The organism is Streptomyces gilvus (genome assembly GCF_022513565.1).
GTDB lineage: Bacteria > Actinomycetota > Actinomycetes > Streptomycetales > Streptomycetaceae > Streptomyces > Streptomyces gilvus.
The window spans coordinates 24187-50241 of sequence record NZ_JAKWBE010000008.1; the positions used below are offsets into that span (position 1 = coordinate 24187).

The window sequence follows — 26055 nt, forward strand, 5'->3', positions numbered from 1 at the left end:
TCCCTACAGAATGTTCCCGGCAGCGGCCCGAAACCTGTGGTCGGCGCGCCCGTCGACGCGACATGATCGGGGCAACCGCCGGTCCGGTCAGGTCACGACAGTCAAGGAGAGACCTCGGTGCCTCATACCATCGACGAAGCCTTCACGGCCCTACCTCTGCGCGCCCTCGCCGACGCGGCGCTGGCACGCGCGCGTGCGCTGGGCGCCGAGCACGCCGACTTCCGGTTCGAACGGGTGCGCAGCGCCTCCTGGCGGCTGCGGGACGCCAAGCTCGCCGGTTCGTCGGACACCACCGACCTCGGGTACGCGGTGCGGGTCGTGCACGGTGGCACCTGGGGCTTCGCGTCGGGAGTGGATCTGACGCTCGACGCGGCGGCCAAGGTCGCCTCGCAGGCGGTGGCGATGGCGAAGCTGTCCGCCCAGGTGATCAAGGCCGCCGGCTCGGACGAGCGCGTGGAGCTGGCGGACGAGCCCGTGCACGCGGACCGGACGTGGGTCTCGTCGTACGAGATCGATCCGTTCAGCGTGCCCGACGAGGAGAAGGCGGCGCTGCTCGCGGACTGGAGTGCGCGGCTGCTGGCGGCGAACGGCGTCAACCATGTCGACGCCTCGCTGCTGACCGTGCACGAGAACAAGTTCTACGCCGACACCGCGGGGACGGTGACCACCCAGCAGCGGGTGCGGCTGCATCCGTCGCTGACGGCCGTGTCGGTCGACGAGTCCAGCGGCGAGTTCGACTCGATGCGGACGATCGCGCCGCCGGTCGGACGCGGCTGGGAGTACCTCACGGGCACCGGCTGGGACTGGGAGAGCGAGCTGGAGCAGATCCCGGAGCTGCTCGCCGAGAAGATGCGGGCGCCGAGCGTCGAGGCGGGTCTGTACGACCTGGTCGTCGACCCGTCCAACCTGTGGCTGACCATCCACGAGTCCATCGGCCACGCCACCGAGCTGGACCGCGCGCTCGGCTACGAGGCCGCCTACGCCGGCACCTCCTTCGCCACCTTCGACCAGCTCGGCAGGCTCAGGTACGGCTCCGATCTGATGAACGTCACCGGCGACCGCACCGCCGAGCACGGACTCGCGACCGTCGGGTACGACGACGAGGGCGTCGAGGGCCAGTCCTGGGACCTGGTGAGGGACGGCAGGCTCGTCGGCTACCAGCTGGACCGGCGCATCGCCAGGCTGACCGGCTTCGAACGGTCGAACGGCTGCGCCTTCGCCGACTCCCCCGGCCATGTGCCGGTGCAGCGCATGGCCAACGTGTCGTTGCAACCGGATCCGGCGGGCATGTCGACGGAGGATCTGATCGGCAGCGTGGACCGCGGGATCTACGTCGTCGGGGACCGGTCGTGGTCGATCGACATGCAGCGCTACAACTTCCAGTTCACCGGCCAGCGGTTCTTCCGGATCGAGAACGGGCGGATCACCGGGCAGCTGCGGGACGTGGCCTACCAGGCGACGACCACCGACTTCTGGGGGTCGATGGCCGCGGTGGGCGGCCCGCAGACGTATGTCCTCGGGGGCGCCTTCAACTGCGGCAAGGCCCAGCCGGGCCAGGTCGCCGCCGTCTCGCACGGCTGCCCCTCCGCGCTCTTCAAGGGCGTCAACATCCTCAACACGACGCAGGAGGCCGGTCGATGAGCGCCCGCACCCACAAGCCCCACGAGATCGTCGAGCGGGCGCTGGAGCTGTCCACCGCCGACGGCTGTGTCGTCATCGCCGACGAGCAGTCCACCGCCAACCTGCGCTGGGCGGGCAACGCGCTCACCACCAACGGCGTCACCCGCGGCCGTACGCTCACGGTCGTCGCGACCGTCGACGGCAAGGAGGGCACCGCCTCCGGTGTGGTCTCGCGCTCGGCGGTGACCGTGGACGAGCTGGAGCCCCTGGTGCGGGCCGCCGAGGCCGCCGCCCGCAGCGCGGGGCCCGCCGAGGACGCGCAGCCGCTGGTGGCGGGCGTACCCGCGTCCCCGGACTTCACGGACGGGCCCGCGGAGACCACCTCCGCCGTCTTCGCCGACTTCGCGCCCGCGCTGGGCGAGGCCTTCGCACGCGCGCGTGCCGGCGGGCGCGAGCTGTACGGCTTCGCCAACCACGAGCTGGTGACGAGCTACGTCGGTACGTCGACGGGGCTGCGCCTGCGTCACGACCAGCCCAACGGCACCCTGGAGCTGAACGCCAAGTCGCCGGACCGTACGCGCTCGGCGTGGGCGGGCCGGTCGACGCGGGACTTCAAGGACGTCGACCCGGCGGCGCTGGACGCCGAGCTCGCCGTCCGCCTCGGCTGGGCCCAGCGGCGCGTCGAGCTGCCGGCCGGGCGGTACGAGACGCTGCTGCCGCCGACCGCGGTGGCCGACCTGCTGATCTACCAGCTGTGGTCGGCCTCCGGCCGCGATGCGGTCGAGGGGCGCACGGTGTTCTCCAGGCCGGGCGGCGGCACGCGCGTGGGCGACCGGCTGACCGAGCTGCCGCTGACTCTGCGCAGCGACCCGAACGAGCCGGGTCTGGAGTCGGCGCCCTTCGTGATCGCGCACTCCTCCGGGGGCGACCAGTCGGTGTTCGACAACGGGCTTCCGCTCAGGGCCACCGAGTGGGTGCGGGAGGGCGAGCTGCGGCACCTCACGACCACCCGGCACAGCGCGGGCCTGACCGGGCTGCCGGTGGCTCCCGCCATCGACAACCTCGTCCTGACCGGCGGCGCGGACCGTTCGCTGGAGGAGATGGTCGCGGGCACCGGGCGCGGGCTGCTGTTGACCTGCCTCTGGTACATCCGCGAGGTCGACCCGGCCACCCTGCTGCTGACCGGCCTGACCCGGGACGGCGTCTACCTCGTCGAGAACGGCGAGGTGACCGGCGAGGTGAACAACTTCCGGTTCAACGAGTCCCCGGTCGACCTGCTGGGCCGGGCCACCGAGGCCGGGCGCACGGAAAAGACGCTGCCGCGGGAGTGGAGCGACTGGTTCACTAGGGCTGCGATGCCGGCGCTGCGGGTGCCCGACTTCAATATGAGCTCTGTCAGTCAGGGCGTATAACCTCGTAGCCGGTGGTCGCTCGACCGCCCGAAGATCATCAAGGAGATACGAGAACCGTGACGGACATCGTCGACGAACTGAAGTGGCGCGGGCTGATCGCCCTCTCCACTGACGAGGACGCATTGCGCAAGGCGTTCGCGGACGGTCCCGTCACGTTCTATTGCGGCTTCGACCCGACCGCGCCCAGCCTGCACCTCGGCAACCTCGTGCAGATCCTGACGATGCGCCGGATCCAGAACGCGGGCAACCGTCCGCTGGGCCTGGTCGGGGGTGCCACCGGTCTGATCGGTGACCCGAAGCCCAACGCCGAGCGCACGCTGAACTCGCCTGAGGTCGTCGCGGGCTGGGTGGAGCGGCTGCGCGCGCAGATCGCCCCGCTGCTGGACTTCGACGGGCCGAACGCCGCGGTCATGGTCAACAACCTGGACTGGACCCAGGGGATGTCGGCCATCGAGTTCCTGCGGGACGTCGGCAAGCACTTCCGCGTGAACAAGATGATCGCGAAGGAGGCCGTCGCCCGGCGCCTGGAGTCCCAGGAGGGCATCAGCTACACCGAGTTCAGCTACCAGATCCTGCAGGGCATGGACTTCCTGGAGCTGTACCGGCGCTACGGCTGCACGCTGCAGACCGGCGGCAGCGACCAGTGGGGCAACCTCACCTCGGGCACGGACCTGATCCACAAGGTCGAGCCCGACGCCGTGGTGCACGCGCTGGGCACGCCGCTGATCACCAAGGCCGACGGCACCAAGTTCGGCAAGACCGAGTCCGGCACGGTCTGGCTCGACCCCGAGATGACCACGCCGTACGCCTTCTACCAGTTCTGGCTGAACGCGGACGACCGGGACGTCTCCAAGTTCCTGCGCATCTTCAGCTTCCGCTCCCGTGCGGAGATCGAGGAGCTGGAGAAGCAGACCGAGGAGCGACCGCAGGCGCGGGCCGCTCAGCGGGCGCTGGCGGAGGAGCTGACGACGCTGGTGCACGGCGCCGAACAGACGGCCGCGGTGATCGCCGCGTCGAAGGCGCTGTTCGGGCAGGGTGAACTGGCGGAGCTGGACGAGCGGACGCTGTCGGCGGCGCTGTCCGAGGTGCCGCACATCGAGGTCGCCGAGCTCGGCCCGGTCGTGGACCTGTTCGCCGAGGTCGGTCTGGTGGCCAGCAAGTCGGCCGCGCGGCGGACGGTGAAGGAGGGCGGGGCGTACGTGAACAACGTCAAGGTCGCCTCCGAGGACGCCGCCGCGGCCGAGGAGGATCTGCTGCACGGGCGGTGGCTGGTGCTGCGCCGGGGCAAGAAGAACCTGGCGGCGGTCGAGGTGACGTCCGCGTAGTCGACGGACTCCGCGTAGTCGACGGACTCCGCGTAGTCGACGAGGGCCGGGTTTCCATGGCGGTGCATGGAAACCCGGCCCTGTCCTGTCAGGCCGTCTGTTTCCGCTTGCCCAGCGTCGCCATGTACAGCATGTCGACCACGAAGACGATGATGATCGCGGCCACGAGCTGGAAGGCGTGGCGGCTCCAGTCGATGCCGCGGGTCGACTCCACCCCGACGGCGCGTGCGATCGCGTTGCCGACGATCGCGCCGAGCATGCCGCAGATGGTGGTCAGCCAGAGGGGACTGTGCTGCTTGCCGGGGATGATCGCCTTGGCGATCAGGCCCAGCACGAATCCCACGATGATCGCCCACAACCAGCCCATGACTGCCTCCTTCTACGGCTCGCGGTGAGCACTAGGGACAGTCTTCGCCCGTACCCCGTACGGCGCATGTCGGGTGCCGCCGTACGTGCTACGGCCGATGCCGTTCGCCCAGGCGGGAGGTGACCCGGTCTCGTAGGCGACGCAGGCGCGGCGTAACGTTGGAGGGGTCCGGACCTCGTACCCCGACCGGGGTCGGACCGGGCACGGGGCGGTGCGGGGCCGATGCGGGCGGATGGTGGAATGTGATGCGGAAGCAGCATGGCGGTGGCAACGGCCAGGTGTTCCGGATCACCGGGGCCCGGACGGGACTCCACGAGGACGTACGCGGCCGGCAGCGGCGGTATGTGATCTCGATGTCGATCCGTACGGTGGCGGTGATCCTCGCGGCCTCGCTGTGGAACGTCGAACGGCCTGTCGCGATCGTGGCGTTGGTACTGGGAGCGGCGCTGCCCTATATCGCGGTGGTGATCGCGAACGCCGGACGGGAGAACGCGCCGTCGCTTCCGACGACCTTCGTGACCATGCCGATGCGTCCGATGATCACACCGCCACGGACGAACGACGGTTTCGCGGAACCCGTCCCGGAAGATGTCGCGACGGAGCCGGGGCCGGGCGTACGAAGCGAGCCGCGCGACCGGGCCTGAGCGGCGCGGAGGTGTCGTAAACGGAAGGCGACTACGCGCCAAGCTCAAGAAAAGCTCAGATCAATCATGTTGTTCCAGTGCCGGGCGACGGGTTACCCGTGACATACTTCGTAGGCGCTCCGCATCCCCCGTCGGAGCGACGGACCGACGCCGGGCAGCTCCCCCCGTGGCTGCTCGGCGTCGCCTTTTGTGCAGCGGTTGTGAGACGAATCTGTGAGTGACGAGACCACCCCCATCTGCTCCGCCAAGGGCTGCCGCGTCGCCGCCGTGTGGGTGCTGGCGTGGAACAACCCGAAGATCCACACGCCGGAGCGGCGCAAGACCTGGCTCGCCTGTGAGGAGCACCGGGAGCATCTGTCGCAGTTCCTCGGGGTACGGGGGTTCCTGAAGGACGTCGTGCTGCTCTCGGAGTGGGAAACGGCCGACGGAGCCTAATACCGCAACGACACTAACCGCCGATCGCCGACATCGGCCTGTCCGGCTGGACGAAGGACGGGTCGTCCAGGCCGGCGCCCGCCTTCTTGCCCCACATCGCCAGGCGCCAGATGCGGGCGATCTCCTCGTCCGGTGATCCGTCGCGCAGGGCGGCTCGCAGGTCCGTCTCCTCCCTCGCGAACAGGCAGGTGCGTATCTGGCCGTCGGCGGTGAGGCGGGTGCGGTCGCAGGCCGCGCAGAAGGGGCGGGTGACGGAGGCGATGACGCCCACGCGGTGCGGGCCGCCGTCGACCAGCCAGCGCTCGGCGGGGGCCGAGCCGCGCTCGTCCGCGCCCTCGGGGGTGAGGTCGAAGCGGGTCCGCAGGGAGGCCAGGATGTCGCCCGCCGTCACCATGCCCTCGCGCTTCCAGCCGTGCTGGGCGTCCAGGGGCATCTGCTCGATGAAGCGCAGCTCGTAGTCGTGCGCGACGGCCCAGGCGAGGAGGTCCGGGGCCTCGTCGTCGTTCAGGCCCGGCATCAGGACCGAGTTGACCTTCACCGGGGTCAGTCCCGCCTCGCGGGCGGCTTCGAGGCCGTCGAGGACGTCCTGGTGGCGGTTGCGGCGGGTGAGGGTCTTGAAGACGTCCGGGCGCAGGGTGTCGAGGGAGACGTTGACCCGGTCCAGACCGGCCGCCTTCAGGGCCGTCGCGGTGCGCCTCAGGCCGATGCCGTTGGTGGTGAGGGACATCTGGGGGCGGGGATCCAGCCCGGCGACGCGCTCCACGATGCCGACCAGGCCGGGGCGCAGCAGGGGCTCGCCGCCGGTGAAGCGGACCTCCTCGATGCCCAGTGAGGTGACGGCGATGTCGATCAGACGGACGATCTCGTCGTCGGTGAGCAGATCGGGCTTGGCCAGCCACTGCAGGCCCTCCTCGGGCATGCAGTACGTACAGCGGAGGTTGCACCGGTCGGTCAGTGAGACCCTCAGGTCGGTGGCCACTCGGCCGTAGGTGTCGATGAGCACGCGGGCCCCCTCCCTCGTAGCGGATCAGTGCGGGCGGATCAGCGCCGATGAACTTTTTCCTGTCACCTGCGAGCCTACGTGACACGACTGACAACGACAGCGGCCGGATCCCACGAGGTGCGACGCGGCCGCGTCGTAGGGATCTACGACGCGGCCGCCGCGAGGGGTGGTGCGGGGGTTGTCAGTGGGCTCCGGTGCCGGTGAGGGAGCGGACCTCCAGTTCGGCGTACTTGCCGGCGTCCGGCTGCTCCTTGGAGAGGTAGGTGCCGACGATGCCGAGCAGGAAGCCGACCGGGATCGAGATGATGCCGGGGTTCTCCAGCGGGAACCAGTGGAAGTCGACGTCCGGGAACATCGACGTCGGCTTGCCCGAGACGACCGGCGAGAACAGCACCAGGCCGACCGCGGTGACCAGGCCGCCGTAGATCGACCACAGGGCTCCGGAGGTGGTGAACCGCTTCCAGAAGAGGCTGTAGAGGATCGTCGGGAGGTTGGCGGAGGCGGCGACCGCGAAGGCGAGCGCGACCAGGCCGGCCACGTTCAGGTCGCGGGCGAGGGCGCCCAGGACGATGGAGACCGCGCCGATGCCGACGGTCGCCCAGCGGGCCGCGCCGATCTCCTGCTTCTCGGTGGCCTGGCCCTTCCTGATGACGTTCGCGTAGATGTCGTGCGCGAAGGAGGAGGACGAGGCCAGGGTCAGGCCCGCGACGACCGCGAGGATCGTGGCGAACGCGACCGCGGAGATGGTGGCGAGCAGGATCGCGCCCCAGTTGGAGTCCACGCCCCCGAGATGGAGGGCGAGCAGGGGCGCGGCCGTGTTGCCCGCCTTGTTGGAGGCGATGATCTCGTCGGGCTTGATCAGCGCGGCGGCGCCGAAGCCGAGGGCGAGGGTCATCAGGTAGAAGGCGCCGATCAGGCCGATCGCCCAGATCACGGACTTACGGGCGGCCTTGGCGGTGGGCACCGTGTAGAAGCGGATCAGGATGTGCGGCAGGCCGGCGGTGCCCAGGACCAGGGCGATGCCGAGGGAGATGAAGTCCAGCTTGGTGGTGCCCGTGGCGCCGTACTTCAGGCCGGGCTCCAGGAAGGCGGCGCCCTTGCCGCTGTTGTCGGCGGCGGAGCCGAGCAGGTCGGAGATGTTGAAGTGGAACTTCAGCAGCACCAGGAAGGTCAGCAGCAGCGCGCCCGCGATCAGCAGGACCGCCTTGACCATCTGCACCCAGGTGGTGCCCTTCATGCCGCCGATGGTGACGTACACGATCATCAGGACGCCGACCAGGGCGACGATGCCGATCTTGCCGCCGTCGCTGGTGATGCCGAGCAGCAGCGAGACCAGGACGCCCGCGCCCGCCATCTGGGCCAGCAGGTAGAAGATCGAGACGACGATGGTGGACGTGCCGGCCGCCGTGCGGACCGGGCGCTGGCGCATGCGGTAGGCGAGGACGTCGCCCATGGTGTAGCGGCCGGAGTTGCGCAGCGGTTCGGCGACCAGGAGCAGGGCGACCAGCCAGGCGACCAGGAAGCCGATGGAGTACAGGAAGCCGTCGTAGCCGAAGAGGGCGATGGCGCCCGCGATGCCGAGGAAGGACGCGGCGGACATGTAGTCGCCGGAGACGGCGAGGCCGTTCTGGAAGCCGGTGAACTGGCGTCCGCCGGCGTAGAAGTCGGCGGCGTCCTTGGTCTGGCGGCCGGCCCAGACGGTGATGACGAGGGTCGCGGCGACGAACACCGCGAACAGGGTGATGATCAGCGGGCGGTGCTGGCTCGCCTCGCCCGCGGCGAGCAGGGTGTGCTGCGCGGGGCTCATGCGCCGCCCTCCATCCGGGTCTTGATGGCCTCGGCCTTGGGGTCGAGCTCGGCGGCGGCGTGCCGCGAGTACCACCAGGCGATCAGGAACGTGGTCAGGAACTGGGCGAGGCCCAGCACGAGGGCCACGTTGACATTGCCGACCACCTGGGTGCCCATGAAGTCGTCCGCGTAGTTCGACAGCAGGACGTACAGCAGGTACCAGGCGATGAAGCCGATGGTGAGCGGGAAGGCGAACGAGCGGTGGGAGCGGCGCAGTTCACCGAACTCCGCGCTCTCCTGGACCGTCACGAACTCCTCGGTGGAGGGGAGTTGGGCCTGGGTTTTCGAGGGGGGCGGTGTCTCGGTGGCCACGGAGTCTCCTCGCGTTGCGGATGCGGGCGGGACGGGGTCGGGGCGAGTGTCCTCGCGTTCCCTGTCCAAGGTCACGGCGCCACGCGAGGACAGGTTCAACGTCCTTGACCTCTTTCCGAACTCGCCTTGGGGAACTCATTGCTGACCAGCGACGTCGGGGGATAGTTTTCGCCCTGGACCGCCCGTCATGTACCTGCCCGAGCACCACCTGTGTCTCGGGCGGTTCTCGTATCCGGATGATGTGGAGACCCCATGGCTCATCTGCGTTCCAGACGCCGGCTCGCCCTCGCGGTGCCGATCGCGCTGTCGCTGACCGCCTCGCTCGGCTTCCTCCCCGCGGCCGCGCAGGCCGCCCCGCGAGCGGAGTCCGCCTCCCAGGCCGCCGCCGCGGACACCTACGCCTACCTCGTCAACACCAGGACGGACCCTTACACGATCAAGTCGGTCAAGGCCGCGATCAAGGCGGCCGGCGGTTCCGTCGTGGTGTCGTACGACAGGATCGGTGTGATCGTCGTCCACTCCACGGACCTCGACTTCGCGAAGAAGATACGCAAGGTACGCGGCGTGCAGTCCGCCGGCGCCTCGCGGACCTCGCCGGTGCAGGCGGCGGGGACGACGGACGAGGGCGCGGTGCAGTACCTCTCCAAGGCCGAGTCGGCGAAGGTCGCCAAGGGGGCCACCGCGGGCGAGGAGCCGCTCGAGGCCGACCAGTGGGACCTGAGGGCGATCGGCGCCGACAAGGCGGCCCGGATCGACCCGGGCAGCAAGAAGGTGACCGTCGCGGTCATCGACGTCGGCGTCGACGACACCCACCCCGACATAGCGCCGAACTTCTCGCCCTCACAGTCCGCGAACTGCGTGAGCGGCAAGGCGGACACCACGTACGGCTCCTGGCGGCCGGTGGACGCCGACCACTACCACGGCACGCATGTGGCCGGCGAGATCGCCGCCGCTCGCAACGGCATCGGTGTCGCGGGCGTCGCGCCCGGTGTGAAGGTCGCCGGCATCACGGTGGCCCAGCCGGACGCGAACCAGCTGTTCTTCCCGGAGAGCGTCGTCTGCGCCTTCGTGTTCGCCGCCGACCACGGCGTCGAGATAACGAACAACAGCTACTACGTTGATCCGTGGCAGTACAACTGCATGGACGATCCCGATCAGCGCGCGATCGTCGACGCGGTCAACAGGGCCCAGTTGTACGCCCAGCGCAAGGGCACGCTCAATGTCGCCGCGGCGGGCAACTCCAACGACGACCTCGACTCGAACGCCCTGGTCGACGCCTCCAGCCCGGACGACTCGACGCCGGTGAACCGTACGGTCGATCCGCACGAGTGCTTCGACGTGCCGACCCAGCTGCCGGGTGTCGTCACGGTCAGCGCGACGGGCGTCAAGGGCGCCAAGTCGTACTACTCCAGCTACGGCTACGGCGTCGTCGACGTCGCGGCGCCGGGCGGGGACAAGTACCAGATCCCGGACACGCCGTCGAAGAACGGCCGCATCCTGTCCACGCTGCCCGACAACCAGTACGGCTACCTCCAGGGCACGTCGATGGCGACTCCGCACGTGGCGGCCGTGGCCGCGCTGCTGAAGTCGACGCACCCGTGGGCGACGCCGGCCCAGTTGCAGTCGCTGCTGAAGGCCCAGGCGGTGAACCCGGGCTGCCCGACGGACCCGTACGACGGGGACGGCGACGGCGTGGTGGACGCGACCTGTGTGGGCGGCAAGCGCGTCAACGGCTTCTACGGATTCGGCATCGTGAGCGCCCTGCGCGCGGTGAAGTAGACCGGCACGGATCCTTGCGGTACGGATCCCCTCGGTCCATATATTGATTGAGTCAATACTGCATAGTGCAGTCATGACTTCAATCAAGACAGTGGTGCGGGAGGGCGCTCTCCAGGGGCGCCTTCCCGTACGGGAGCTGGCGCGCGCCTGCGTCGGGTCCTGCGCCTCGGCCGCCGCCGGACTGGCGGCGCTGCGGGCGGGGCTCGACCGGGTGCCCGAGGTCCGGGTGGACGACGGGGCCGTCGCCACCGCGTTCCACAGCGAGCGGCATCTGCTCGTCGACGGACGGGCGCCGGTCACCTTCGCGCCCTTGTCGCGGTTCTGGCGGACGTCGGACGGCTGGGTGCGGACGCACGCGAACTATCCCCACCATCGGGCGCGGCTGCTCGGTGTGCTGGAAGCGCCCGAGGACGTGGGCGCCGTCGAGGCGGCGCTCGCGGCGCGCACCGCGGCGGAGGTCGAGGAGTCCGTCCACGCGGCCGGGGGCCTGGCCGTGGCCCTGCGCACCCCCGAGGAGTGGGCCGCCCATGAGCAGGGCGCCGAGGTGGCGCGGCGGCCCCTCGTCGAGCACGAGCGGCTCGACGACGCACCCGCGCGGGTGCTCACGCCGATCGACGGAACTCCCCTGCTGCCCGCCGCCGGGGTGCGCGTGCTGGACCTGACGCGGGTGCTGGCCGGCCCGGTCGCGACCCGCACCCTCGCCCTGCTCGGCGCGGACGTACTGCGCCTGGACCCCCCGCATCTGCCCGAACTGCCCGACCAGCACGCCGACACGGGGTTCGGGAAACGCTCGGCACTGCTGGACCTGGCGGCGGACCGGGCCGCCTTCGAGGAACTGCTCGGCGGGGCGGACGTCGTGGTCACCGGGTACCGGCCCGGCGCCCTGGACCGGTACGGGCTCTCGCCCCGGGCGCTGGCCGAGCGGCGGCCGGGGATCATCGTGGCCCAGGTGTCGGCGTGGGGCGCGTACGGGCCCTGGGCCGGGCGGCGCGGCTTCGACAGCCTGGTGCAGGTCGCGACCGGCATCGCGGCGGTCGAGGGGTCGATGCAGGCGCCGGGCGCGCTGCCCGCGCAGGCTCTCGACCACGGGACGGGCTATCTGCTGGCCGGCGCCGTGCTGCGGGCGCTGACCGAGCAGTCCTCCGAGGGCGGCAGCAGGTCCGTGCGGCTGGCGCTGGCACGAACGGCCCAATGGCTCCTGAACGGTGTGACCGCCGGTCCGGCGGGGGAGCTCTCCTACGACGGGCCCGGGCCCTGGCTCGCCGGGACGGACAGCGCGCTGGGACGGCTGCGGTACGCCCTGCCTGCGGTGTCCTTCACGGGCGGGCCGGTCGACTGGGCGCGGCCGCCGAGGCCCTGGGGATCGGATTCCGCTCGCTGGGACTGAGCCACGGGCCGTCCGAAAACGTACCCATGTGCGGAATGCCGTACCCTCTGTTGTTTCCCTCGACTTGCCCGGTTCTGCGGCACCTGGTGAAGATCTTCGGGTGACTTTGACCAGACCCACGCCCGAGGCGGCCGACGCCGGCGGGCCCATACGGCGCCCCGGCGCCGGCCGGGCCACCGCCGTCCTCGTCCTGGTGGGCCTCGCGGCCCTGATACCCCTGTTCGGTCCGACCGCCGCGCTGCACGGCACCGGCGAGGCCGCCGCCCCCGCCGTCGCCGGTGTGGCGCTGCTGCGGTCGGTGCTGTTCGCCGCGCTGTGCGTCCCGGTGGGCGAGTGGTTCATCAACCGTCTGGCCCGCTCGCTGCCCGGCGCCCCGCGCGACACGCCCCGCAGTTGGAGCCTCTGGGCGGCCCTCGCCGGTTTCGTCGCGGCCCTGGGGCTGGCCTCCATCGTCTCGACGGGCAATCTGGTGCCGCGCAGCCTGGCCCAGGTCGACGTCGGCGGTCTGTACGCCACACGCGACGGCCGGCTCGCGCTGCTCGAGGTCAACGCCTTCCTCGTGGCCGCCCTGTGCGCCCGCTCGCGCCGCCCCGCCATCCAACTCTGGCCGGTGGCCGCGGTGATCGTGGCCGAGGCCCTGCGCGCGCATCCCGGCACCGAGCACACCCCGCTCCTCGGCTCAGGGCTGACGCTGGTTCATCTGACCTGCGCGGCTCTGTGGGTGGGCGGTCTGCTGCACGCCCTGCGCACCCTGCGCCTGTGGGGTCCCGTCGAGGCGGGCCCGGCGCTGCTCGGCCTCTACGCGCGCGTGGCGGCCGTCCTGCTCGCCGCCATCACCGCGACCGGCGTGTGGAGTTCGCTGCGCCGCATGCCCCCGCACACGATCCTGGACCAGCTGACGACGACGGCCTACGGGCGCACCCTGCTGGCCAAGGTGCTCCTGGTGGCCGCCGTCGCCCTGCTGGCCCTGTGCGCGCGGATCCGGCTGCGCCGCGCCACCGACCCGCTCTCGGCCTGCTCCCCCGCGCGCGCCGAGGTCGTCGCCCTGGGAGTCGTGGTCGTGGTCTCGGGGCTGCTGACGGCGTTGCCGCTGCCGATCCGCTGGTCGTGACGTTGATCCACATCCGTTGATCAACCGTTGATCAACCGTTGGTGACCAGGACCTTGAGCGCCGTGCGCTCGTCCATCGCCTTGTAGCCGTCCGGGACGCCCTCGATGCCGACGGTCATGTCGAAGACCGGCGACGGGTCGATCGTGCCGTCCAGGACATCGGGCAACAGGTCCGGGATGTAGGCGCGGACGGGAGCGACGCCGCCGCGCAGCGCGATGTTCCGGTCGAACATGACGCCCAGGTCGACGCCGGTGCCGCTGCCGTGCGGAACACCGACGAAGCCGATGGCGCCGCCGTCGCGCGTGATCTCGATCGCCGTGCGCATCGACTGCTCGGTGCCGACGGCCTCCACCACCGCGTGCGCGCCCTGGCCACGGGTGAGTTCGCGCACCGCCTCGACGGCAGCCTCCCCACGCTCGGCGACGACGTCGGTGGCGCCGAAACGGCGGGCGATGTCCGTGCGGACCTGGTGACGGCCGAGCGCGATGATCCGCTCCGCGCCCAGCCGCTTGGCGGCCAGCACCGCGCACAGACCGACCGCTCCGTCGCCGACGACGGCGACCGTGGCACCCGGGCGGGTGCCCGCGCCGAGGGCCGCGTGGTGGCCGGTGCCCAGGACGTCGGAGAGGGTCAGCAGCGCGGACAGCAGGTGCTCGTCGGACGCGGCCTCCTTCGGCAGCCCCACGAGGGTGCCGTCGGCGAACGGCACGCGCACGGCCTCGCCCTGGCCGCCGTCGTGCCCGACGGAACCCCAGAAGCCGCCGTGCTCGCAGGAGGTGGTCAGGCCCTCGCGGCAGTAGTCGCAGACGCCGTCGGACCACATGAAGGGAGCCACGACCAGGTCACCGCGCCGCACTCCCGTGACCTCGCTGCCGGTCTCCTCGACGAACCCGAGGAACTCGTGCCCGATGCTCCCCCAGTGCCTTAAAGGCCTGGGGGGACCCCCAGCCCGGCCGACGGGCCGCATCGCCGCGGTAGGCCCACAGATCGCTGCCGCAGATGCAGGCTCGCAGCACCCGCACCACCGCGTCGGTGGGCAGCTGCACCACGGGCTCGGGCACGTCCTCCACCCGCATGTCATAGGGGGCGTGGATGGTGGTGGCGCGCATGGCGAGGATCCCTCTCGTGCGGTGTCGTGGCTGCGCTCAGGGGGTGGTCGAGCGCAGTTCACGGTACGCCGTCGCGGGCGCGGGCCGCTCTTCGAGGGTGCCCCGGACCAGCAGGAACTGCGCTGCCGCGTACGTCAGCATGATCCACAGGTCGGGTCTCGGCGGCTGCGGCCAGTCGGCGACGCCGGTCGCGATGAGGGTGTCGGACAGCAGGAACAGCGCACCGCCGAGCCCGGCGACCGGGCCGAGCCGGGCGGCGGCGGTGTACGCCATGGCCGTGAGCAGGGCGCTGTAGCAGGCGACGGGGACGCGCAGGTCCGTGGGCAGGTCCGGCCACAGCACGGCGACCGTGGTGACGAGTGCGGCGGCGTAGAGGGGGGCGAGCAGACGGCCACGCGCGCGGGACGTGCCATGCGGCGGTCGCCGTCGGCGGAAGAGGACGACGTAACAGACGTGCCCCGCGGCGAAGGACGCCATCCCGGCGAGGAAAGCCCAGTCCGCGTCGGACAGCAGCAGGACGTCACCGCCCCAGCCGCACAGGAGCGCGGCGATCAGCAGCCGGGGCCCACCGCGCACGCCCGCGTGGGCGGCGAGGAGCGGCATCAGCAGGGGCTTGGCGACGACGTGGCCGGGTTGGAAGCCGGCGGCCAGGGAGACGAGATCGACGACGGTGGCGGTGACGAAGGCACCGAGGAGGAGATGCGCGAGGGCACGGATGCGCGCCCTGCCCTCAGAGCCCGGTGTCACGCGGCCGCGGTCCCCTCGGCCGGGGCCGGCTCCGCGACCGGGGCGGCCTCCACCGGGGGCGTCGGCGCCCAGCCCGGCCCCCGGAAGACCCGCCCGGCCCGCTCGCCCCAACTCCTCGCCGCCCGGACGTCCTTGATGATCGCGACGTACTCATGGGTGGCCACCTTGACCGGGTTGAACGTGTTGATGTTCTTGGTCAACCCGTAGACGGGGCGTTCGGTCTCGGGCACGAAGGAGCCGAAGAGCCGGTCCCAGACGATGAGGATGCCGCCGAAGTTGCGGTCCAGATAGCCGCCCTGGGAGGCGTGGTGGACGCGGTGGTGGGACGGGGTGTTGAAGACGAACTCGAACCAGCGGGGCATCTTGTCGATGCGTTCGGTGTGGATCCAGAACTGGTAGACGAGGTTGGCCGAGGAGCAGAACGCGAGGGCGGCCGGGTGCACGCCGGCGGCGACCAGGGGGACGTAGAACGGCCAGACCGTCCACGTCGTCCAGGGCTGGCGCAGCGCGGTGGTGAGGTTGAACTTACGGCTGGAGTGGTGGACGACGTGGCAGGCCCACAGGATGCGGATGACGTGATGGCCGCGGTGGGACCAGTAGTAGAAGAAGTCCTGGCCGAGGAGCATCAGGGGGACGGTCCACCACAGCACGGGCACGCGCAGGGGCGTGAGTTCGTAGATGGCCGAGTAGATCGCGACGATCGGGATCTTCCAGAAGAAGTCGAAGACGAGACTGCCGAGCCCCATGCCGACGCTGGTCGCGGCGTCCTTGGTCTCGTATCCGGCCGCCTCCTCGTCGGGATGGACGCGCACGCTGATCATCTCGACCACGGTGAGCAGCACGAAGGCGGGTATCGACCACAGCACGACATCGGGCAGGTTCGGCATGGGGGCACCGTAGAACCGCTGGTCGGCCGCGGCCAGACGTTGTTACCCACAAGTATTTCCCGGGGTACGCGCTTGCTTCTTGGTCATCTCCGCCAATGGGTGTGCGCGCTGCGGCCGGCGCGCGCTATACCCCGGCGGCGCCGAGCAGCGCCCCCGCCGCGTACGTGACGCCCATCGCCAGCGCGCCGCCCACCACGTTCCGCAGAACGGCGCGCCCCGGTTCCGCGGCGCCCAGGCGGGCGCTGCTCCAGCCGGTGAGGACGAGGGCGGCCAGGACCGAGACCACGGTGATCCACACCCGCCAGCCCGCGGGCGGCAGCACGATCGCGAGCAGCGGCAGCAACGCGCCCACCGTGAACGCGAAGAAGCTCGCCCAGGCCGCGTGCCAGGGGTTCGTCAGCTCGTCGGGGTCGATGCCGAGCTCCACGCGCGCGTGCGCCCTGAGCGCGTCCCGTTCCGTCAGCTGCTCGGCGGCCTCACGGGCGACCTCGCGGGACAGTCCGCGCTCCTCGAGCAGCTGTGTCAGCTCCTCCAGCTCGGCCTCGGGCTGCTCGCGCAGCTCCCGCTTCTCCATCGCCAGGGCGGCCATCTCGGAGTCGCGCTGGGTGGACACGGAGACGTACTCGCCCGCGGCCATCGACATCGACCCGGCGAGCAGCCCCGCGAGCCCGGCGGTGAGGAGCGCGGAACGGTTGTCGGTCGCGCCGGCCACACCGACGACGAGCCCCGCTGTGGAGACGATGCCGTCGTTGGCGCCGAGCACCGCCGCCCGCAGCCAGTTCAGCCGCTGCCCCAGTGGGCCGCCGTGCGCCTCGCCGTGCGTTGGTTCGGTCACACGGGGAGGATGCCACCCCGAGGACGATCACAGGCGTACCAACCCTCTCGACGTCACCAGACGCGGACCTGGGCCCCCTTCGCGAACAGCGGGCTGGTCGCGTCCTCCGGGGGTTCCGGCAGGGGCTGGGCGATCTCCTCCACCGTCGGGCCCACCTTCGCCGCGATGGGGTCCAGCAGGTCCAGGTCGAAGCCGTAGACGCGGGCCGCGTTGCCGCCCAGCATCGCGGTCAGGTCCTCCCGGGGCACGGCCGCGCAGGCGAAGCGCAGGCCCTCGCGCGTGTACGGGTAGGTGCCCTCGTCGTGCGGGTAGTCGCTGCCCCACATGATCTTGTCGACGCCGATGCGGTCCCGCAGCGGCACCTCGTGGGGCCGCATGAAGCTGGCGCCGACGTAGCAGTTGTGGCGCCAGACCTCGGAGGGCGGTTTGCCCATGCGGGCGGCGAGGCCGGCGCCGAACTTGGACTCGGCCGTGGACGCCTTGGTCGCGGCGGCGACCAGACGGCCGTGGTAGTAGTCCAGCATGTCGAGCACGCCCGGGATCCAGCCCGAGCCCTGCTCCGTGAGGACGAGTCTCAGGTCCGGATGACGACGGAAGGCGCCGCCGAAGACCAGGTGCCACAGGGCCCGGTGGGAGAACCAGGTCGTCTCGACCATGAAGACCGCGCGGGCGGCCGGTTCGTCGCCGAGCGGCGGGGACGCCGAGCCCGCGTGGTGGTTGACGGGCACGCCCAGCTCCTCGCAGACGGCCCAGATGGGGTCGTACGCCTGCGAGTAGAGCTCCGGCAGCCCCGAGCCCGGCGGGGTGCCGGGGAGCAGCAGGCCGCCCTTGAGGCCCGCCTCGGCGGCCCGCCTGATCTCCTTGACGGCGGCCTCGACATCACCGAGAAGGATCTGGAAGACGCCCGCGCGCCGGCCGGGCGCCGCCGCGCAGAAGTCCGCGAGCCAGCGGTTGTGCGCACGCAGTCCGGCCCAGCGCCGCTCGAACTCCTCGGCGGTCGGGGCGGGCGCCATCAGGGACCCGGACGGGAAGAACGGCGGGATGGTGTTGGGGAAGACCACCTCGGCGACGATGCCGTCCTGCTCCAGCTCCGCCAGCCGCCGCTCGGAGTTCCAGTTCTGGTCGGCCGCGTCGGCGAGCAGGTCCTCGTAGGGGTTGACGTAGGTCGCCGCCCACACGTCGAACTCGTCGTGGTAGCGCTTCTCCAGGTAGGGCTTGTAGTCGAGGAGGTCGGCTCCCGCGTGGCAGTCGGCCGAGATGACCGTGTACCTGTCGTTCACCGCGTCACCCCCAGGGTCGGGAAGTCATGGTCGGTCAGCCAGTGCCGGCCCACCTCGCGCGAGCGCGCCCAGGACGCCACCACGGCCTCCTGGTCGTCCGGCTGGCCGAGGTCGGCCGGGGTGGGGCCGATGCGCCGGGCCAGCGGGGTCAGCTTCGCCACGTCGAAGCCGAAGGCCTCGGCGGCCGCGAGGCCCAGCATGCGGCGCGTCTCGGTGACCGGGATGTCGTGGAAGGTCCGGCGCAGCCACGCGCGCGTGTCGGGCCAGGTGCCCTCGGGGTGTGGGAAGTCGCTGCCCCAGAGGATGTTGTCGACGCCGATCTCGTAGCGCTGGGCGAGTTCGCGGCGCTTGGTGTTGGTCGCGCAGACGAAGACCTGGCGGTCGAGGTACTCGCTCGGCGGCCGTTTCAGCTCCGCGAAGGGGGAGAGCTTCTTGCCGCCGTGCGCGCCGAGGTAGAGGCGGTCCATGAACCACAGCAGGTTCGGCAGCCACCAGCAGCCCGACTCCGCGACCCCGAACCTGAGGCCGGGATGGCGTTCGAAGACCCCGGACCAGAGCAGGAACCACAGGGGGCGGGCCGGCCACCAGGTCACCTCGCTGACGAAGATGCCGAGGTGGTCGCCGTACTCGTGGCGCGGCGCCGAGCCGGAGTGGGTCAGCACCGGCATCCCGCACTCGGCCGCCGCCGCCCACACGGGGTCGTAACGGCGGTCGTGATAGGGCTCGTTGTCGCCCCACAGCGCCGGGATCATCAGCGCGCCGAGCCCCGACTCGCCGGCCCGGTGGATCTCGGCGACCACCTTGGTCACCTCGGCCGTGACGGGCAGCAGGGCGACCCCGCAGTGCCGTTCGGGGTTCTGCGACACGAAGTTCGCGAGCCAGCGGTTGTGCGCCTGCGCGCCGGCCATGCCGAGCTCCGGGTCGTGGTCGCCGGACAGGCCGAGGCCCACTCCGAAGGGCGCGGCGGTCCGGCTGTCGACGGCGTCCGCGTCCGGGAAGACCACCTCGGCGGCCACCCCGTCGCCGTCGAGCTCCTTCAGCCGTTGCACTGTGTCCCAACCCCCGCGCAAGCCCTCCTCGTTGTCCTGGAACCACTTGGCCGCGAACGCGTCGTTGCGGATGCCGAGCCGGGTCATCTCCTCGCGACGGCGTTCGCGCCCGGCGAGGAACTCGTCGAAGTCCCGGTGGAAACGGCTGTCCAGATAGGGCCGGTACTCCTCGGTGGGCAGTCCGGCGTGGCAGTCGGAGGAGATGATCAGATACGGCTCCTGGTCGGTCACATCGGCCTCCTCAGTCCAGGATGAAGCTCTCCAGGTACGACGGGTTCGTGCGCTCCAGCATCGAACCGGCCCGCGCGCGGATCTGGGCGTCGCTGTGCTCGCTCGGCGGCAGCAGCCAGAAGCGGTCGGCGCGGACGCCCTCGACGACGAACTCCGCGACCTCCTCCACGGGCGTGAAACGGACCTCCTTGCCCGCCGCCCGCATCGCGGTCTCCCACTGGTCGAGGCTGCGGTACGGGGTTCTGCGCTGCCGTTCCTTCGCGTACCGCTCGGGACGGTTGCGGTGCGACTCCCACAGGCCGGTGCGCAGCATGTGCGGGCCCGGGAAGAGCACCGAGGCGCCCACGCGCGCGTGCTCCGCCCTCAGATGGGCGTACAGGGACTCGGTCATGGTGACGACGGCCGCCTTGGTGACGGCGTACACGGAGGCGGTGGGCAGTGGGGCGATGCCGCCGTCACCGGAGGACGTGTTGACGACATGACCGGGTTGACCGGAGTTGATCATCCGTGGAACGAACGCCTGGATCCCGTGGAAGACGCCCCACACATTGACGGAGAACGCCCACTTCCAGTCGTTCGGTTCGTGCTCCCACATCCGGCCCTCGGCGCCCGAGCCGACCCCGGCGTTGTTGCACAGCAGATGGACGGCGCCGTAGGTGTCGTAGGCCGACTCGGCGAGGTCGAGCACCTGTTGGCGCTCGCCGACGTCCACCACGCGCGCGTGCACCTCGGCGCCGGCGGCCCGCAGATCCCCCGCGGCCTTCTCCAGCGCGCTCTCCTCGACGTCCGCGAGGACCACCTTCAGCCCCTCCGCCGCGAACCGCCGGGCCATCGCGAGCCCGATCCCGCTCGCGGCACCGGTGACGACGGCGACCTGGCCTGCCCGCAGCTCCATCAGCCGACGCTCCCCTCGGGGCTCTCCGGCGGCGCGTCGTGGACCTGCCGCGGATCGTCGTAGCGCTGGTGGACGTACGGCAGCAGCGCCTCGCCGCCGACCCGTTCGACGACCTTGCCGCGCTGGTCGCTGGTCTTCTCGCCGAGGGTGATGTCGAGGAGCCTGAGGACCGGGAGGTCGGCCACCGGGTCGAACATCGACTCGCGCAGGACGACGTCCCCGGTGACGCGTTCCAGCCGGCGTACCTTCTCGTGGCGCACGCAGTGCACGAGCACCGGGTCGGCGTCGAAGCCCGAACCGTCCACCGCGGGAAGGAACTTGAAGTAGAAGTCGGTCCTGCGGCTCGGCTCGGGCAGGGGCAGCTCCTCGCCGACCCGGCCGCGCACCTCCACGAAGGCGATGTCGTGCCGGGCCATCCACGCCCGCACCGCGGCCCCGTCCCGCTCGACCCGCACCTCGCCCAGCTTCTTCGGCTCCCCGAAGACCTCACGGCCGCCGGTCAGGGCCCGCTCATGGGTCATCGGCATCACGAGCGGGTACCAGCCGTCGACGCCGCCGTGGCTCGCGGCGACCGCGAACGAGCCCGCGCCGAGCGGGTATCCGGGCAGGTCGACCTCGCTGATGTTCACCCGGACCAGCGGCCGGCCGGTGGGTTTCAGCGGCGGTGGCAGCACCGCGGCCAGGGCGTCCGGGTCGGTCTCCCACCGGGCCACCACACCGGTGGACCAGATGTCGGGAAGTCTCGCGCTCGCCGTCCGCGCCGCGGCGATCTCCGCCTCGGTCCGTGCGCCGTACCGTACGCGTGCCATACGCCGTACCGCCCTTCCGTCGAGGGGTCACACGCCGGGCGGGAGGCACGCTTGCACCGGGCGGTGAAAAGGTCCATAGCCGCGCGCGGGGCATTCCGGACATTCGAACCGGCTTGTGGGACAGGGCACCTGACGGAAGGGAGTGTCAGTGGCGGCCCGTATCCTCAGGGACCATGCTCGAAGACCGTACGACGACCGCAGCGCCCTCCCCCACGGCGTGGCCGGCCGCGTATCCGCAGGGATACGCGGTCGTTGACGTGGAGACCACCGGCCTCGCCCGGGACGACCGGATCATCTCCGCGGCCGTCTACCGGCTGGACGCGCGCGGCGAGGTCGAGGACCACTGGTACACGACGGTCAACCCGGAGCGGGACCCGGGCCCGGTGTGGATCCACGGTCTGACGAGCGAGATGCTCGAAGGCGCCCCCCTGTTCACGGACATCGCCGGGGAGTTCGCGACCCGGCTGGAGGGCCGGGTGCTCGTCGCGCACAACGCGGTCTTCGACTGGCAGATGATCGCGCGGGAGTACGCACGCGCGCGGAGTGAGGCGCCGGTCCGTCAGCGCCTGTGCACCATCGCCCTGTCCAAGGAGCTGGGCCTGCCGCTGCCCAACCACAAGCTGGAGACCCTGGCCGCCCATTTCGGCGTGGTGCAGCGCCGGGCGCATCACGCGCTGGACGACGCGCGGGTGCTGGCGGAGGTCTTCCGGCCGAGCCTCGCGGCAGCGGCGGCGGGCGGCGTGCGCCTGCCGTTGCTGGAGTGCCGCCCGCTGACGGAGTGGAGCGACAGCCCGGTGCCGCACCAGCCGGGCGGCTACGGCGGTTACCGGCCGACGAGTTGGCGCCCCTCGCGCAGACGGCCCGCCTGCCCCTACCCCAACCCGGGCCGCTACCAGGACGGCGAACCGCTCAAACAGGGCATGCGGGTGGCGTTCTCCGGCGACACCTCCGTCGAGCGGGACCTCCTGGAGGACCGCGCGGTGGAGGCGGGGCTGCACGTCTCGACCAGCATCTCCCGGCTCACCAGTCTGCTCGTCACGAACGACCCGGACTCGGGCACCTCGAAGGTCGTCAAGGCGCGGCAGTACGGCACCCCGGTGGTGGACGAGGCGGCCTTCGGGCAGCTGCTGCGCGATGTGGCGCCGGCCGACGAGTGACCCGTACGGACGGGTGATCGCGCGGCGACTCGCCCACCGCCGACTCGCCCCCGCGGCGGTGACGGCTCACCCTATGACCCATGGCGAGATGCGAAGTTTGCGGCAATGACTACGGAATGACCTTCGAGGTCCACGCACAGGGTGCTGTCCATGTGTTCGACTGCTTCTCCTGTGCGATCCACCGCATGGCCCCCGTCTGCGAGCACTGCCGGGTGCAGATCATCGGGCAGGGCGTCGAGGTCGGGAACCAGTGGTACTGCGGTGCCCACTGCGCCCGCGAGGCGGGGAAGACGGGGATCGTCGACAAGGTGTGACCCGCCACCCGCGTGCGTGCGCCCCACGACCGAGTTGTACGGTCGTGGGGTGTACCGCTTCCTGTTGACCCGGCAGTGGGTGATCCTCACGCTGGTCGCCCTGCTGCTCATCCCCACGATGATCAGGCTGGGCATCTGGCAGATGCACCGCTACGAGGAGCGCAGCGCCCGCAACCAGCTGGTCTCCGACGCGCTGCACGCCAAGCCGGTGCCCGTCGAGGAGCTGACCTCGCCGGGACACACCGTGACCAGGCACGACCGCTACCGCACGGTCACGGCGAAAGGTCACTTCGACACCAGGGACGAGGTCGTCGTCCGCCGCCGCACCAATGACGACGACGAGGTCGGCTACCACGTCCTGACCCCGTTCGTGCTCGCCGACGGCAAGGTGCTGCTGGTCAACCGCGGCTGGATCCCCTCCGACGGCCCGAGCCAGACGACGTTCCCCAAGGTGCCCGCGCCGCCCGCCGGCACGGTGACGATCTCCGGGCGGCTGATGCCCGACGAGACGACCGCGGCCAGCGGCATCAAGGACCTCAAGGGGCTGCCGCCCCGGCAGATCATGCTGATCAACAGCGAGGAGCAGGCCCGCCGTCTCGGCGCCGAGGTGCTCGGCGGCTACATCCAGCAGACGGCGCCCCAGCCGAAGGGCGACACCCCGGAGCAGATCTCCGACCCGGGCAAGGAAGACGCCCCGCTGAACTACGCGTACATGATCCAGTGGTGGCTGTTCGCGGCCGGCGTCCCCTACGGCTGGTGGGTGCTGGTCAAGCGGGAGCGCCGGGACCGGGCCGAGGCGGCGGCGAAGGAATCCGAGACGGAGGCCGAACCGGCGTCCGTGTGAGGCGCCGGCCCGGCTCACCCGCCCGGCTCACCGCCTGATTGTCGGCCCACGCCGCCGGGAACCCGCACAGCGTGCACCCGCGCATCGAGGACTACGCCCTGATCGGCGACGAACAGACGGCGGCGCTGGTCGGCCGTGACGGCTCCGTCGACTGGCTGTGCCTGCCCCGCTTCGACTCCGCGGCCTGCTTCGCCCGGCTGCTCGGCGACGAGGACAACGGTTACTGGCGCATCGCCCCCAAGGACGCCGAGGGCCCCTGCACCCGGCGGGCCTACCGGCACGACACCCTCGTCCTGGACACGGAGTGGGAGACGAGCGAGGGCGCGGTGCGCGTCACCGACCTGATGCCCGAGCGGGACCGCACCCCCCACCTCGTCCGCATCGTCGAGGGCCTCGGCGGCCGGGTCACCGTCCGCGGCACCCTGCGCCTGCGCTTCGACTACGGCTCGATCGTGCCCTGGGTGCACCGGTCCGGCGGGGAGCGGGTGGCCGTCGCCGGCCCGGACGCGGTGTGGCTGCGCAGCGAACCGGAGGTGCACACCTGGGGCGAGGACTTCGGCACGCACGCGGAGTTCACCGTCGAGGAGGGCGAGCAGGTCGCGTTCGTCCTCGGCTGGCACCCCTCGTACGAGTCGCCCCCGCCGCGCATCAACCCGCACAAGGCCCTGCGCACCAGCGTCCGCGACTGGCGGGAGTGGGCGGGGCGCTGCCGTTACGACGGCCCGCACCGCGACACCGTCGTCCGCTCCCTGATCACCCTCAAGGCCCTCACCTACCGTCCCACCGGCGGCATCGTGGCCGCCCCCACCACCTCGCTCCCGGAGGAGCCGGGCGGCGTGCGCAACTGGGACTACCGCTACTGCTGGCTGCGCGACTCGACCCTCACCCTGAACGTGGGGCTGTCCGCGGGCTACCGCGAGGAGGCCGAGGCCTGGCGCGACTGGCTGCTGCGCGCGGTCGCGGGCGACCCGGCCGACCTGCAGATCATGTACGGCCTCGCGGGCGAGCGGCGGCTGCCGGAGACCGAGCTGCCGTGGCTGTCGGGCTTCGCGGGCTCCACGCCCGTACGGACCGGCAACGACGCCTACACGCAGCTGCAGCTGGACGTGTACGGCGAGGTCATGGACTCGCTGTACCTGGCCCGGAGCTCGGGGCTGTCCACCAGGCCGCACATGTGGGCGATCCAGGTGGCGCTGATGGACTGGCTGCGCGACGAGTGGCGGCAGCCGGACGAGGGGCTGTGGGAGGTCCGCGGCGGCCGGCGGCACTTCGTGCACTCGAAGGTCATGGTGTGGGTGGCCGCCGACCGGGCCGTGCGCACGCTGGAGGAGAACCCTCAGCTGGACGGCGACCTCGACGGCTGGCGCGCGCTGCGCGACGAGGTCCACCGCGAGGTCTGCGAGAAGGGCTTCGACAGCGAGCGGAACACCTTCACGCAGTCCTACGGCTCGCGCGAACTCGACGCCGCGCTGCTGCTCATCCCGCGCGTGGGCTTTCTGCCGCCGGAGGATCCGCGGGTGCGCGGCACGATCGACGCGATCCGCGAGGACCTGGCGCACCACGGCTTCCTGCGCCGCTACAGCCTGGACGAGACGACCGTCGACGGGCTGCCCGGCGACGAGGGCACCTTCCTGGTGTGCTCGTTCTGGCTGGCGGACGCGCTGCAGATGACGGGCCGCGCCGAGGAGGCACGCGAGCTGTTCGAACGGCTGGTGGGGCTCTGCAACGACGTGGGGCTGCTGTCCGAGGAGTACGACCCCGTGGCCGGCCGCCAGCTCGGCAACTTCCCGCAGGCCTTCAGTCACGTCGGTCTGGTGAACACCGCCCTCGCCCTGTTCGGCGGCGGCGAGGCAGGATAGGGGCCATGGATCTTGGACTGAAGGACCGGGTGTACGTCGTCACGGGAGCCACGCGGGGCCTCGGCAACGCGGCGGCGCGGGAGCTTGTCGCCGACGGGGCGAAGGTGGTGCTGACCGGCAGGGACGAGAAGCGGGCCGCCGACGCGGCGGCCGAACTGGGGCCGGACGCCATGGGGGTGGCCGTCGACAACGCCGATCCGGAGGCGGCGGCGCGGCTGATCGCGGTGGCGCGGGAGCGGTTCGGGCGGTTCGACGGCGTCCTGGTGAGCGTCGGCGGGCCCGCTCCGGGGTTCGTCGCCGACAACACGGACGAGCAGTGGCAGACGGCGTTCGAGTCGGTGTTCCTCGGCGCGGTGCGGCTGGCCCGGGCGGCGGCCGCGGAGCTGGAGGCCGGGGGTGTCATCGGGTTCGTGCTGTCGGCGTCGGTGCACGAGCCGATCCCGGGACTGACGATCTCCAACGGGCTGCGGCCCGGGCTCGCCGGTTTCGCCAAGTCCCTGGCGGACGAGCTCGGGCCGCGGGGCATCCGGGTCGTGGGCCTGCTGCCCTCCCGCATCGACACGGACCGGGTGCGCGAGCTGGACGGGATGTCCGCGGACCCGGAGGCCACGCGGGCCGCGCACGAGTCCCGTATCCCGCTCAGGCGTTACGGCACTCCGGAGGAGTTCGGGCGGGCCGCGGCGTTCCTGCTGTCGCCCGCCGCGTCCTATCTGACGGGCATCATGCTTCCCGTGGACGGCGGGATGCGGCACGGCTTCTGAGGGCTTCAGAGGCTCGACCAACCCTTTGCTCCTGA

At 71.4% G+C, this 26055-nt stretch carries 25 protein-coding genes; 13 read left to right on the forward strand and 12 right to left on the reverse strand.

Features of this window, described 5'->3' with window-relative positions; all coding sequences use genetic code 11:
* The first annotated feature begins 117 nt into the window (after nucleotides 1–117).
* The 3 genes from MKW14_RS14500 to tyrS are packed head-to-tail and all read left to right on the forward strand — an operon-like array spanning nucleotide 118 to nucleotide 4357.
* Nucleotides 118–1641, forward strand: coding sequence for a TldD/PmbA family protein (locus MKW14_RS14500; protein WP_240862919.1), 1524 nt, complete (start codon nucleotides 118–120; stop codon nucleotides 1639–1641).
* The gene (locus MKW14_RS14505) at nucleotides 1638–3032 is read left to right on the forward strand and encodes a metallopeptidase TldD-related protein (RefSeq protein WP_240862920.1); all 1395 of its coding nucleotides are present in this window, start codon (nucleotides 1638–1640) and stop codon (nucleotides 3030–3032) included. The genes MKW14_RS14500 and MKW14_RS14505 overlap by 4 nt, the downstream gene beginning before the upstream one ends.
* A gap of 56 nt (nucleotides 3033–3088) precedes the next feature.
* Entirely contained in the window at nucleotides 3089–4357 is a 1269-nt protein-coding gene (tyrS, locus tag MKW14_RS14510) for a tyrosine--tRNA ligase (RefSeq protein ID WP_240862922.1), read from the forward strand.
* Nucleotides 4358–4445: 88 nt separating this feature from the next.
* Here the strand turns inward: tyrS and MKW14_RS14515 are convergent, their stop codons facing one another.
* Nucleotides 4446–4724 carry a GlsB/YeaQ/YmgE family stress response membrane protein gene (locus MKW14_RS14515; RefSeq protein ID WP_240862924.1) on the reverse strand — a complete coding sequence of 93 codons (279 nt, stop codon included), beginning with the start codon at nucleotides 4722–4724 and terminating at the stop codon, nucleotides 4446–4448.
* A 245-nt stretch (nucleotides 4725–4969) separates the two neighbouring features.
* Between MKW14_RS14515 and MKW14_RS14520 the strand changes: the two genes are divergently transcribed.
* Entirely contained in the window at nucleotides 4970–5368 is a 399-nt protein-coding gene (locus MKW14_RS14520) for a DUF3099 domain-containing protein (protein ID WP_240862926.1), read from the forward strand.
* Nucleotides 5369–5581: 213 nt separating this feature from the next.
* Nucleotides 5582–5803: a hypothetical protein gene (locus tag MKW14_RS14525; protein ID WP_240862928.1), complete on the forward strand. Its 222-nt coding sequence runs from the start codon at nucleotides 5582–5584 to the stop codon at nucleotides 5801–5803.
* Nucleotides 5804–5816: 13 nt separating this feature from the next.
* Here MKW14_RS14525 and moaA read toward each other — a convergent pair whose 3' ends face one another.
* From moaA to MKW14_RS14540, 3 genes are all read right to left on the reverse strand, one after another.
* Nucleotides 5817–6806, reverse strand: coding sequence for a GTP 3',8-cyclase MoaA (gene moaA, locus MKW14_RS14530; protein ID WP_240862929.1), 990 nt, complete (start codon nucleotides 6804–6806; stop codon nucleotides 5817–5819).
* 181 nt (nucleotides 6807–6987) lie between these two features.
* Complete coding sequence (locus MKW14_RS14535) at nucleotides 6988–8613, reverse strand: monocarboxylic acid transporter (RefSeq protein ID WP_240862931.1); 1626 nt, start codon at nucleotides 8611–8613, stop codon at nucleotides 6988–6990.
* Complete coding sequence (locus MKW14_RS14540) at nucleotides 8610–8966, reverse strand: DUF485 domain-containing protein (RefSeq protein WP_240862933.1); 357 nt, start codon at nucleotides 8964–8966, stop codon at nucleotides 8610–8612. Before MKW14_RS14540 ends, MKW14_RS14535 begins: the two co-directional genes overlap by 4 nt.
* Nucleotides 8967–9218: 252 nt before the next feature.
* Between MKW14_RS14540 and MKW14_RS14545 the strand changes: the two genes are divergently transcribed.
* From MKW14_RS14545 to MKW14_RS14555, 3 genes are all read left to right on the forward strand, one after another.
* Entirely contained in the window at nucleotides 9219–10745 is a 1527-nt protein-coding gene (locus MKW14_RS14545; protein WP_240862935.1) for a S8 family serine peptidase, read from the forward strand.
* A gap of 73 nt (nucleotides 10746–10818) precedes the next feature.
* A complete protein-coding gene (locus tag MKW14_RS14550) occupies nucleotides 10819–12132 on the forward strand; it encodes a CoA transferase (RefSeq protein WP_240862937.1) in 1314 nt (437 codons plus the stop codon).
* A gap of 100 nt (nucleotides 12133–12232) precedes the next feature.
* Nucleotides 12233–13243 carry a CopD family protein gene (locus MKW14_RS14555; RefSeq protein ID WP_240862939.1) on the forward strand — a complete coding sequence of 337 codons (1011 nt, stop codon included), beginning with the start codon at nucleotides 12233–12235 and terminating at the stop codon, nucleotides 13241–13243.
* A gap of 31 nt (nucleotides 13244–13274) precedes the next feature.
* Here the strand turns inward: MKW14_RS14555 and MKW14_RS14560 are convergent, their stop codons facing one another.
* The 8 genes from MKW14_RS14560 to MKW14_RS14595 form a co-directional block, all read right to left on the reverse strand.
* Nucleotides 13275–14324, reverse strand: a complete 1050-nt coding sequence (locus MKW14_RS14560; RefSeq protein WP_374116566.1) for a zinc-binding dehydrogenase — start codon at nucleotides 14322–14324, stop codon at nucleotides 13275–13277.
* A gap of 64 nt (nucleotides 14325–14388) precedes the next feature.
* Nucleotides 14389–15099: a lysoplasmalogenase gene (locus MKW14_RS14565; RefSeq protein WP_374116567.1), complete on the reverse strand. Its 711-nt coding sequence runs from the start codon at nucleotides 15097–15099 to the stop codon at nucleotides 14389–14391.
* On the reverse strand, nucleotides 15096–15986 hold the full coding sequence (locus tag MKW14_RS14570) for a sterol desaturase family protein (protein ID WP_240862942.1): 891 nt from the start codon (nucleotides 15984–15986) through the stop codon (nucleotides 15096–15098). Before MKW14_RS14570 ends, MKW14_RS14565 begins: the two co-directional genes overlap by 4 nt.
* Nucleotides 15987–16110: 124 nt before the next feature.
* Nucleotides 16111–16821 carry a VIT1/CCC1 transporter family protein gene (locus MKW14_RS14575; protein WP_240862943.1) on the reverse strand — a complete coding sequence of 237 codons (711 nt, stop codon included), beginning with the start codon at nucleotides 16819–16821 and terminating at the stop codon, nucleotides 16111–16113.
* A 53-nt stretch (nucleotides 16822–16874) separates the two neighbouring features.
* A complete protein-coding gene (locus MKW14_RS14580) occupies nucleotides 16875–18101 on the reverse strand; it encodes an amidohydrolase family protein (RefSeq protein ID WP_240862945.1) in 1227 nt (408 codons plus the stop codon).
* A complete protein-coding gene (locus tag MKW14_RS14585; protein ID WP_240862947.1) occupies nucleotides 18098–19381 on the reverse strand; it encodes an amidohydrolase family protein in 1284 nt (427 codons plus the stop codon). The genes MKW14_RS14580 and MKW14_RS14585 overlap by 4 nt, the downstream gene beginning before the upstream one ends.
* A 10-nt stretch (nucleotides 19382–19391) precedes the next feature.
* Complete coding sequence (locus MKW14_RS14590) at nucleotides 19392–20276, reverse strand: SDR family NAD(P)-dependent oxidoreductase (protein WP_240862949.1); 885 nt, start codon at nucleotides 20274–20276, stop codon at nucleotides 19392–19394.
* Entirely contained in the window at nucleotides 20276–21085 is an 810-nt protein-coding gene (locus MKW14_RS14595; RefSeq protein WP_240862951.1) for an acetoacetate decarboxylase family protein, read from the reverse strand. The genes MKW14_RS14590 and MKW14_RS14595 overlap by 1 nt, the downstream gene beginning before the upstream one ends.
* A 173-nt stretch (nucleotides 21086–21258) precedes the next feature.
* On the opposite strand from MKW14_RS14595, the gene MKW14_RS14600 reads away from it, so the two are divergent.
* From MKW14_RS14600 to MKW14_RS14620, 5 genes are all read left to right on the forward strand, one after another.
* Nucleotides 21259–22242 carry a DEDDh family exonuclease gene (locus MKW14_RS14600; RefSeq protein ID WP_240862953.1) on the forward strand — a complete coding sequence of 328 codons (984 nt, stop codon included), beginning with the start codon at nucleotides 21259–21261 and terminating at the stop codon, nucleotides 22240–22242.
* Nucleotides 22243–22322: 80 nt separating this feature from the next.
* Nucleotides 22323–22556: a metallothionein gene (locus MKW14_RS14605; RefSeq protein ID WP_240862955.1), complete on the forward strand. Its 234-nt coding sequence runs from the start codon at nucleotides 22323–22325 to the stop codon at nucleotides 22554–22556.
* A gap of 49 nt (nucleotides 22557–22605) precedes the next feature.
* On the forward strand, nucleotides 22606–23400 hold the full coding sequence (locus tag MKW14_RS14610; protein ID WP_240862957.1) for an SURF1 family cytochrome oxidase biogenesis protein: 795 nt from the start codon (nucleotides 22606–22608) through the stop codon (nucleotides 23398–23400).
* 71 nt (nucleotides 23401–23471) lie between these two features.
* Nucleotides 23472–25259, forward strand: a complete 1788-nt coding sequence (locus MKW14_RS14615) for a glycoside hydrolase family 15 protein (protein WP_240862959.1) — start codon at nucleotides 23472–23474, stop codon at nucleotides 25257–25259.
* A gap of 5 nt (nucleotides 25260–25264) precedes the next feature.
* Nucleotides 25265–26020 carry an SDR family oxidoreductase gene (locus tag MKW14_RS14620; RefSeq protein ID WP_240862961.1) on the forward strand — a complete coding sequence of 252 codons (756 nt, stop codon included), beginning with the start codon at nucleotides 25265–25267 and terminating at the stop codon, nucleotides 26018–26020.
* Nucleotides 26021–26055: the final 35 nt, after the last annotated feature.

What these genes read in the sequence shown, in the direction of transcription:
- MKW14_RS14550 (WP_240862937.1), top strand. Translation starts at nt 10,819, where the DNA reads ATGACTTCAATCAAGACAGTGGTGCGGGAGGGCGCTCTCCAGGGGCGC.
- MKW14_RS14535 (WP_240862931.1), bottom strand. Translation starts at nt 8,613, where the DNA reads ATGAGCCCCGCGCAGCACACCCTGCTCGCCGCGGGCGAGGCGAGCCAG.
- MKW14_RS14545 (WP_240862935.1), top strand. Translation starts at nt 9,219, where the DNA reads ATGGCTCATCTGCGTTCCAGACGCCGGCTCGCCCTCGCGGTGCCGATC.
- MKW14_RS14605 (WP_240862955.1), top strand. Translation starts at nt 22,323, where the DNA reads ATGGCGAGATGCGAAGTTTGCGGCAATGACTACGGAATGACCTTCGAG.
- MKW14_RS14505 (WP_240862920.1), top strand. Translation starts at nt 1,638, where the DNA reads ATGAGCGCCCGCACCCACAAGCCCCACGAGATCGTCGAGCGGGCGCTG.
- MKW14_RS14560 (WP_374116566.1), bottom strand. Translation starts at nt 14,324, where the DNA reads ATGACATGCGGGTGGAGGACGTGCCCGAGCCCGTGGTGCAGCTGCCCA.
- MKW14_RS14595 (WP_240862951.1), bottom strand. Translation starts at nt 21,085, where the DNA reads ATGGCACGCGTACGGTACGGCGCACGGACCGAGGCGGAGATCGCCGCG.
- MKW14_RS14590 (WP_240862949.1), bottom strand. Translation starts at nt 20,276, where the DNA reads ATGGAGCTGCGGGCAGGCCAGGTCGCCGTCGTCACCGGTGCCGCGAGC.
- MKW14_RS14600 (WP_240862953.1), top strand. Translation starts at nt 21,259, where the DNA reads ATGCTCGAAGACCGTACGACGACCGCAGCGCCCTCCCCCACGGCGTGG.
- MKW14_RS14520 (WP_240862926.1), top strand. Translation starts at nt 4,970, where the DNA reads ATGCGGAAGCAGCATGGCGGTGGCAACGGCCAGGTGTTCCGGATCACC.
- MKW14_RS14515 (WP_240862924.1), bottom strand. Translation starts at nt 4,724, where the DNA reads ATGGGCTGGTTGTGGGCGATCATCGTGGGATTCGTGCTGGGCCTGATC.
- MKW14_RS14570 (WP_240862942.1), bottom strand. Translation starts at nt 15,986, where the DNA reads ATGCCGAACCTGCCCGATGTCGTGCTGTGGTCGATACCCGCCTTCGTG.
- MKW14_RS14620 (WP_240862961.1), top strand. Translation starts at nt 25,265, where the DNA reads ATGGATCTTGGACTGAAGGACCGGGTGTACGTCGTCACGGGAGCCACG.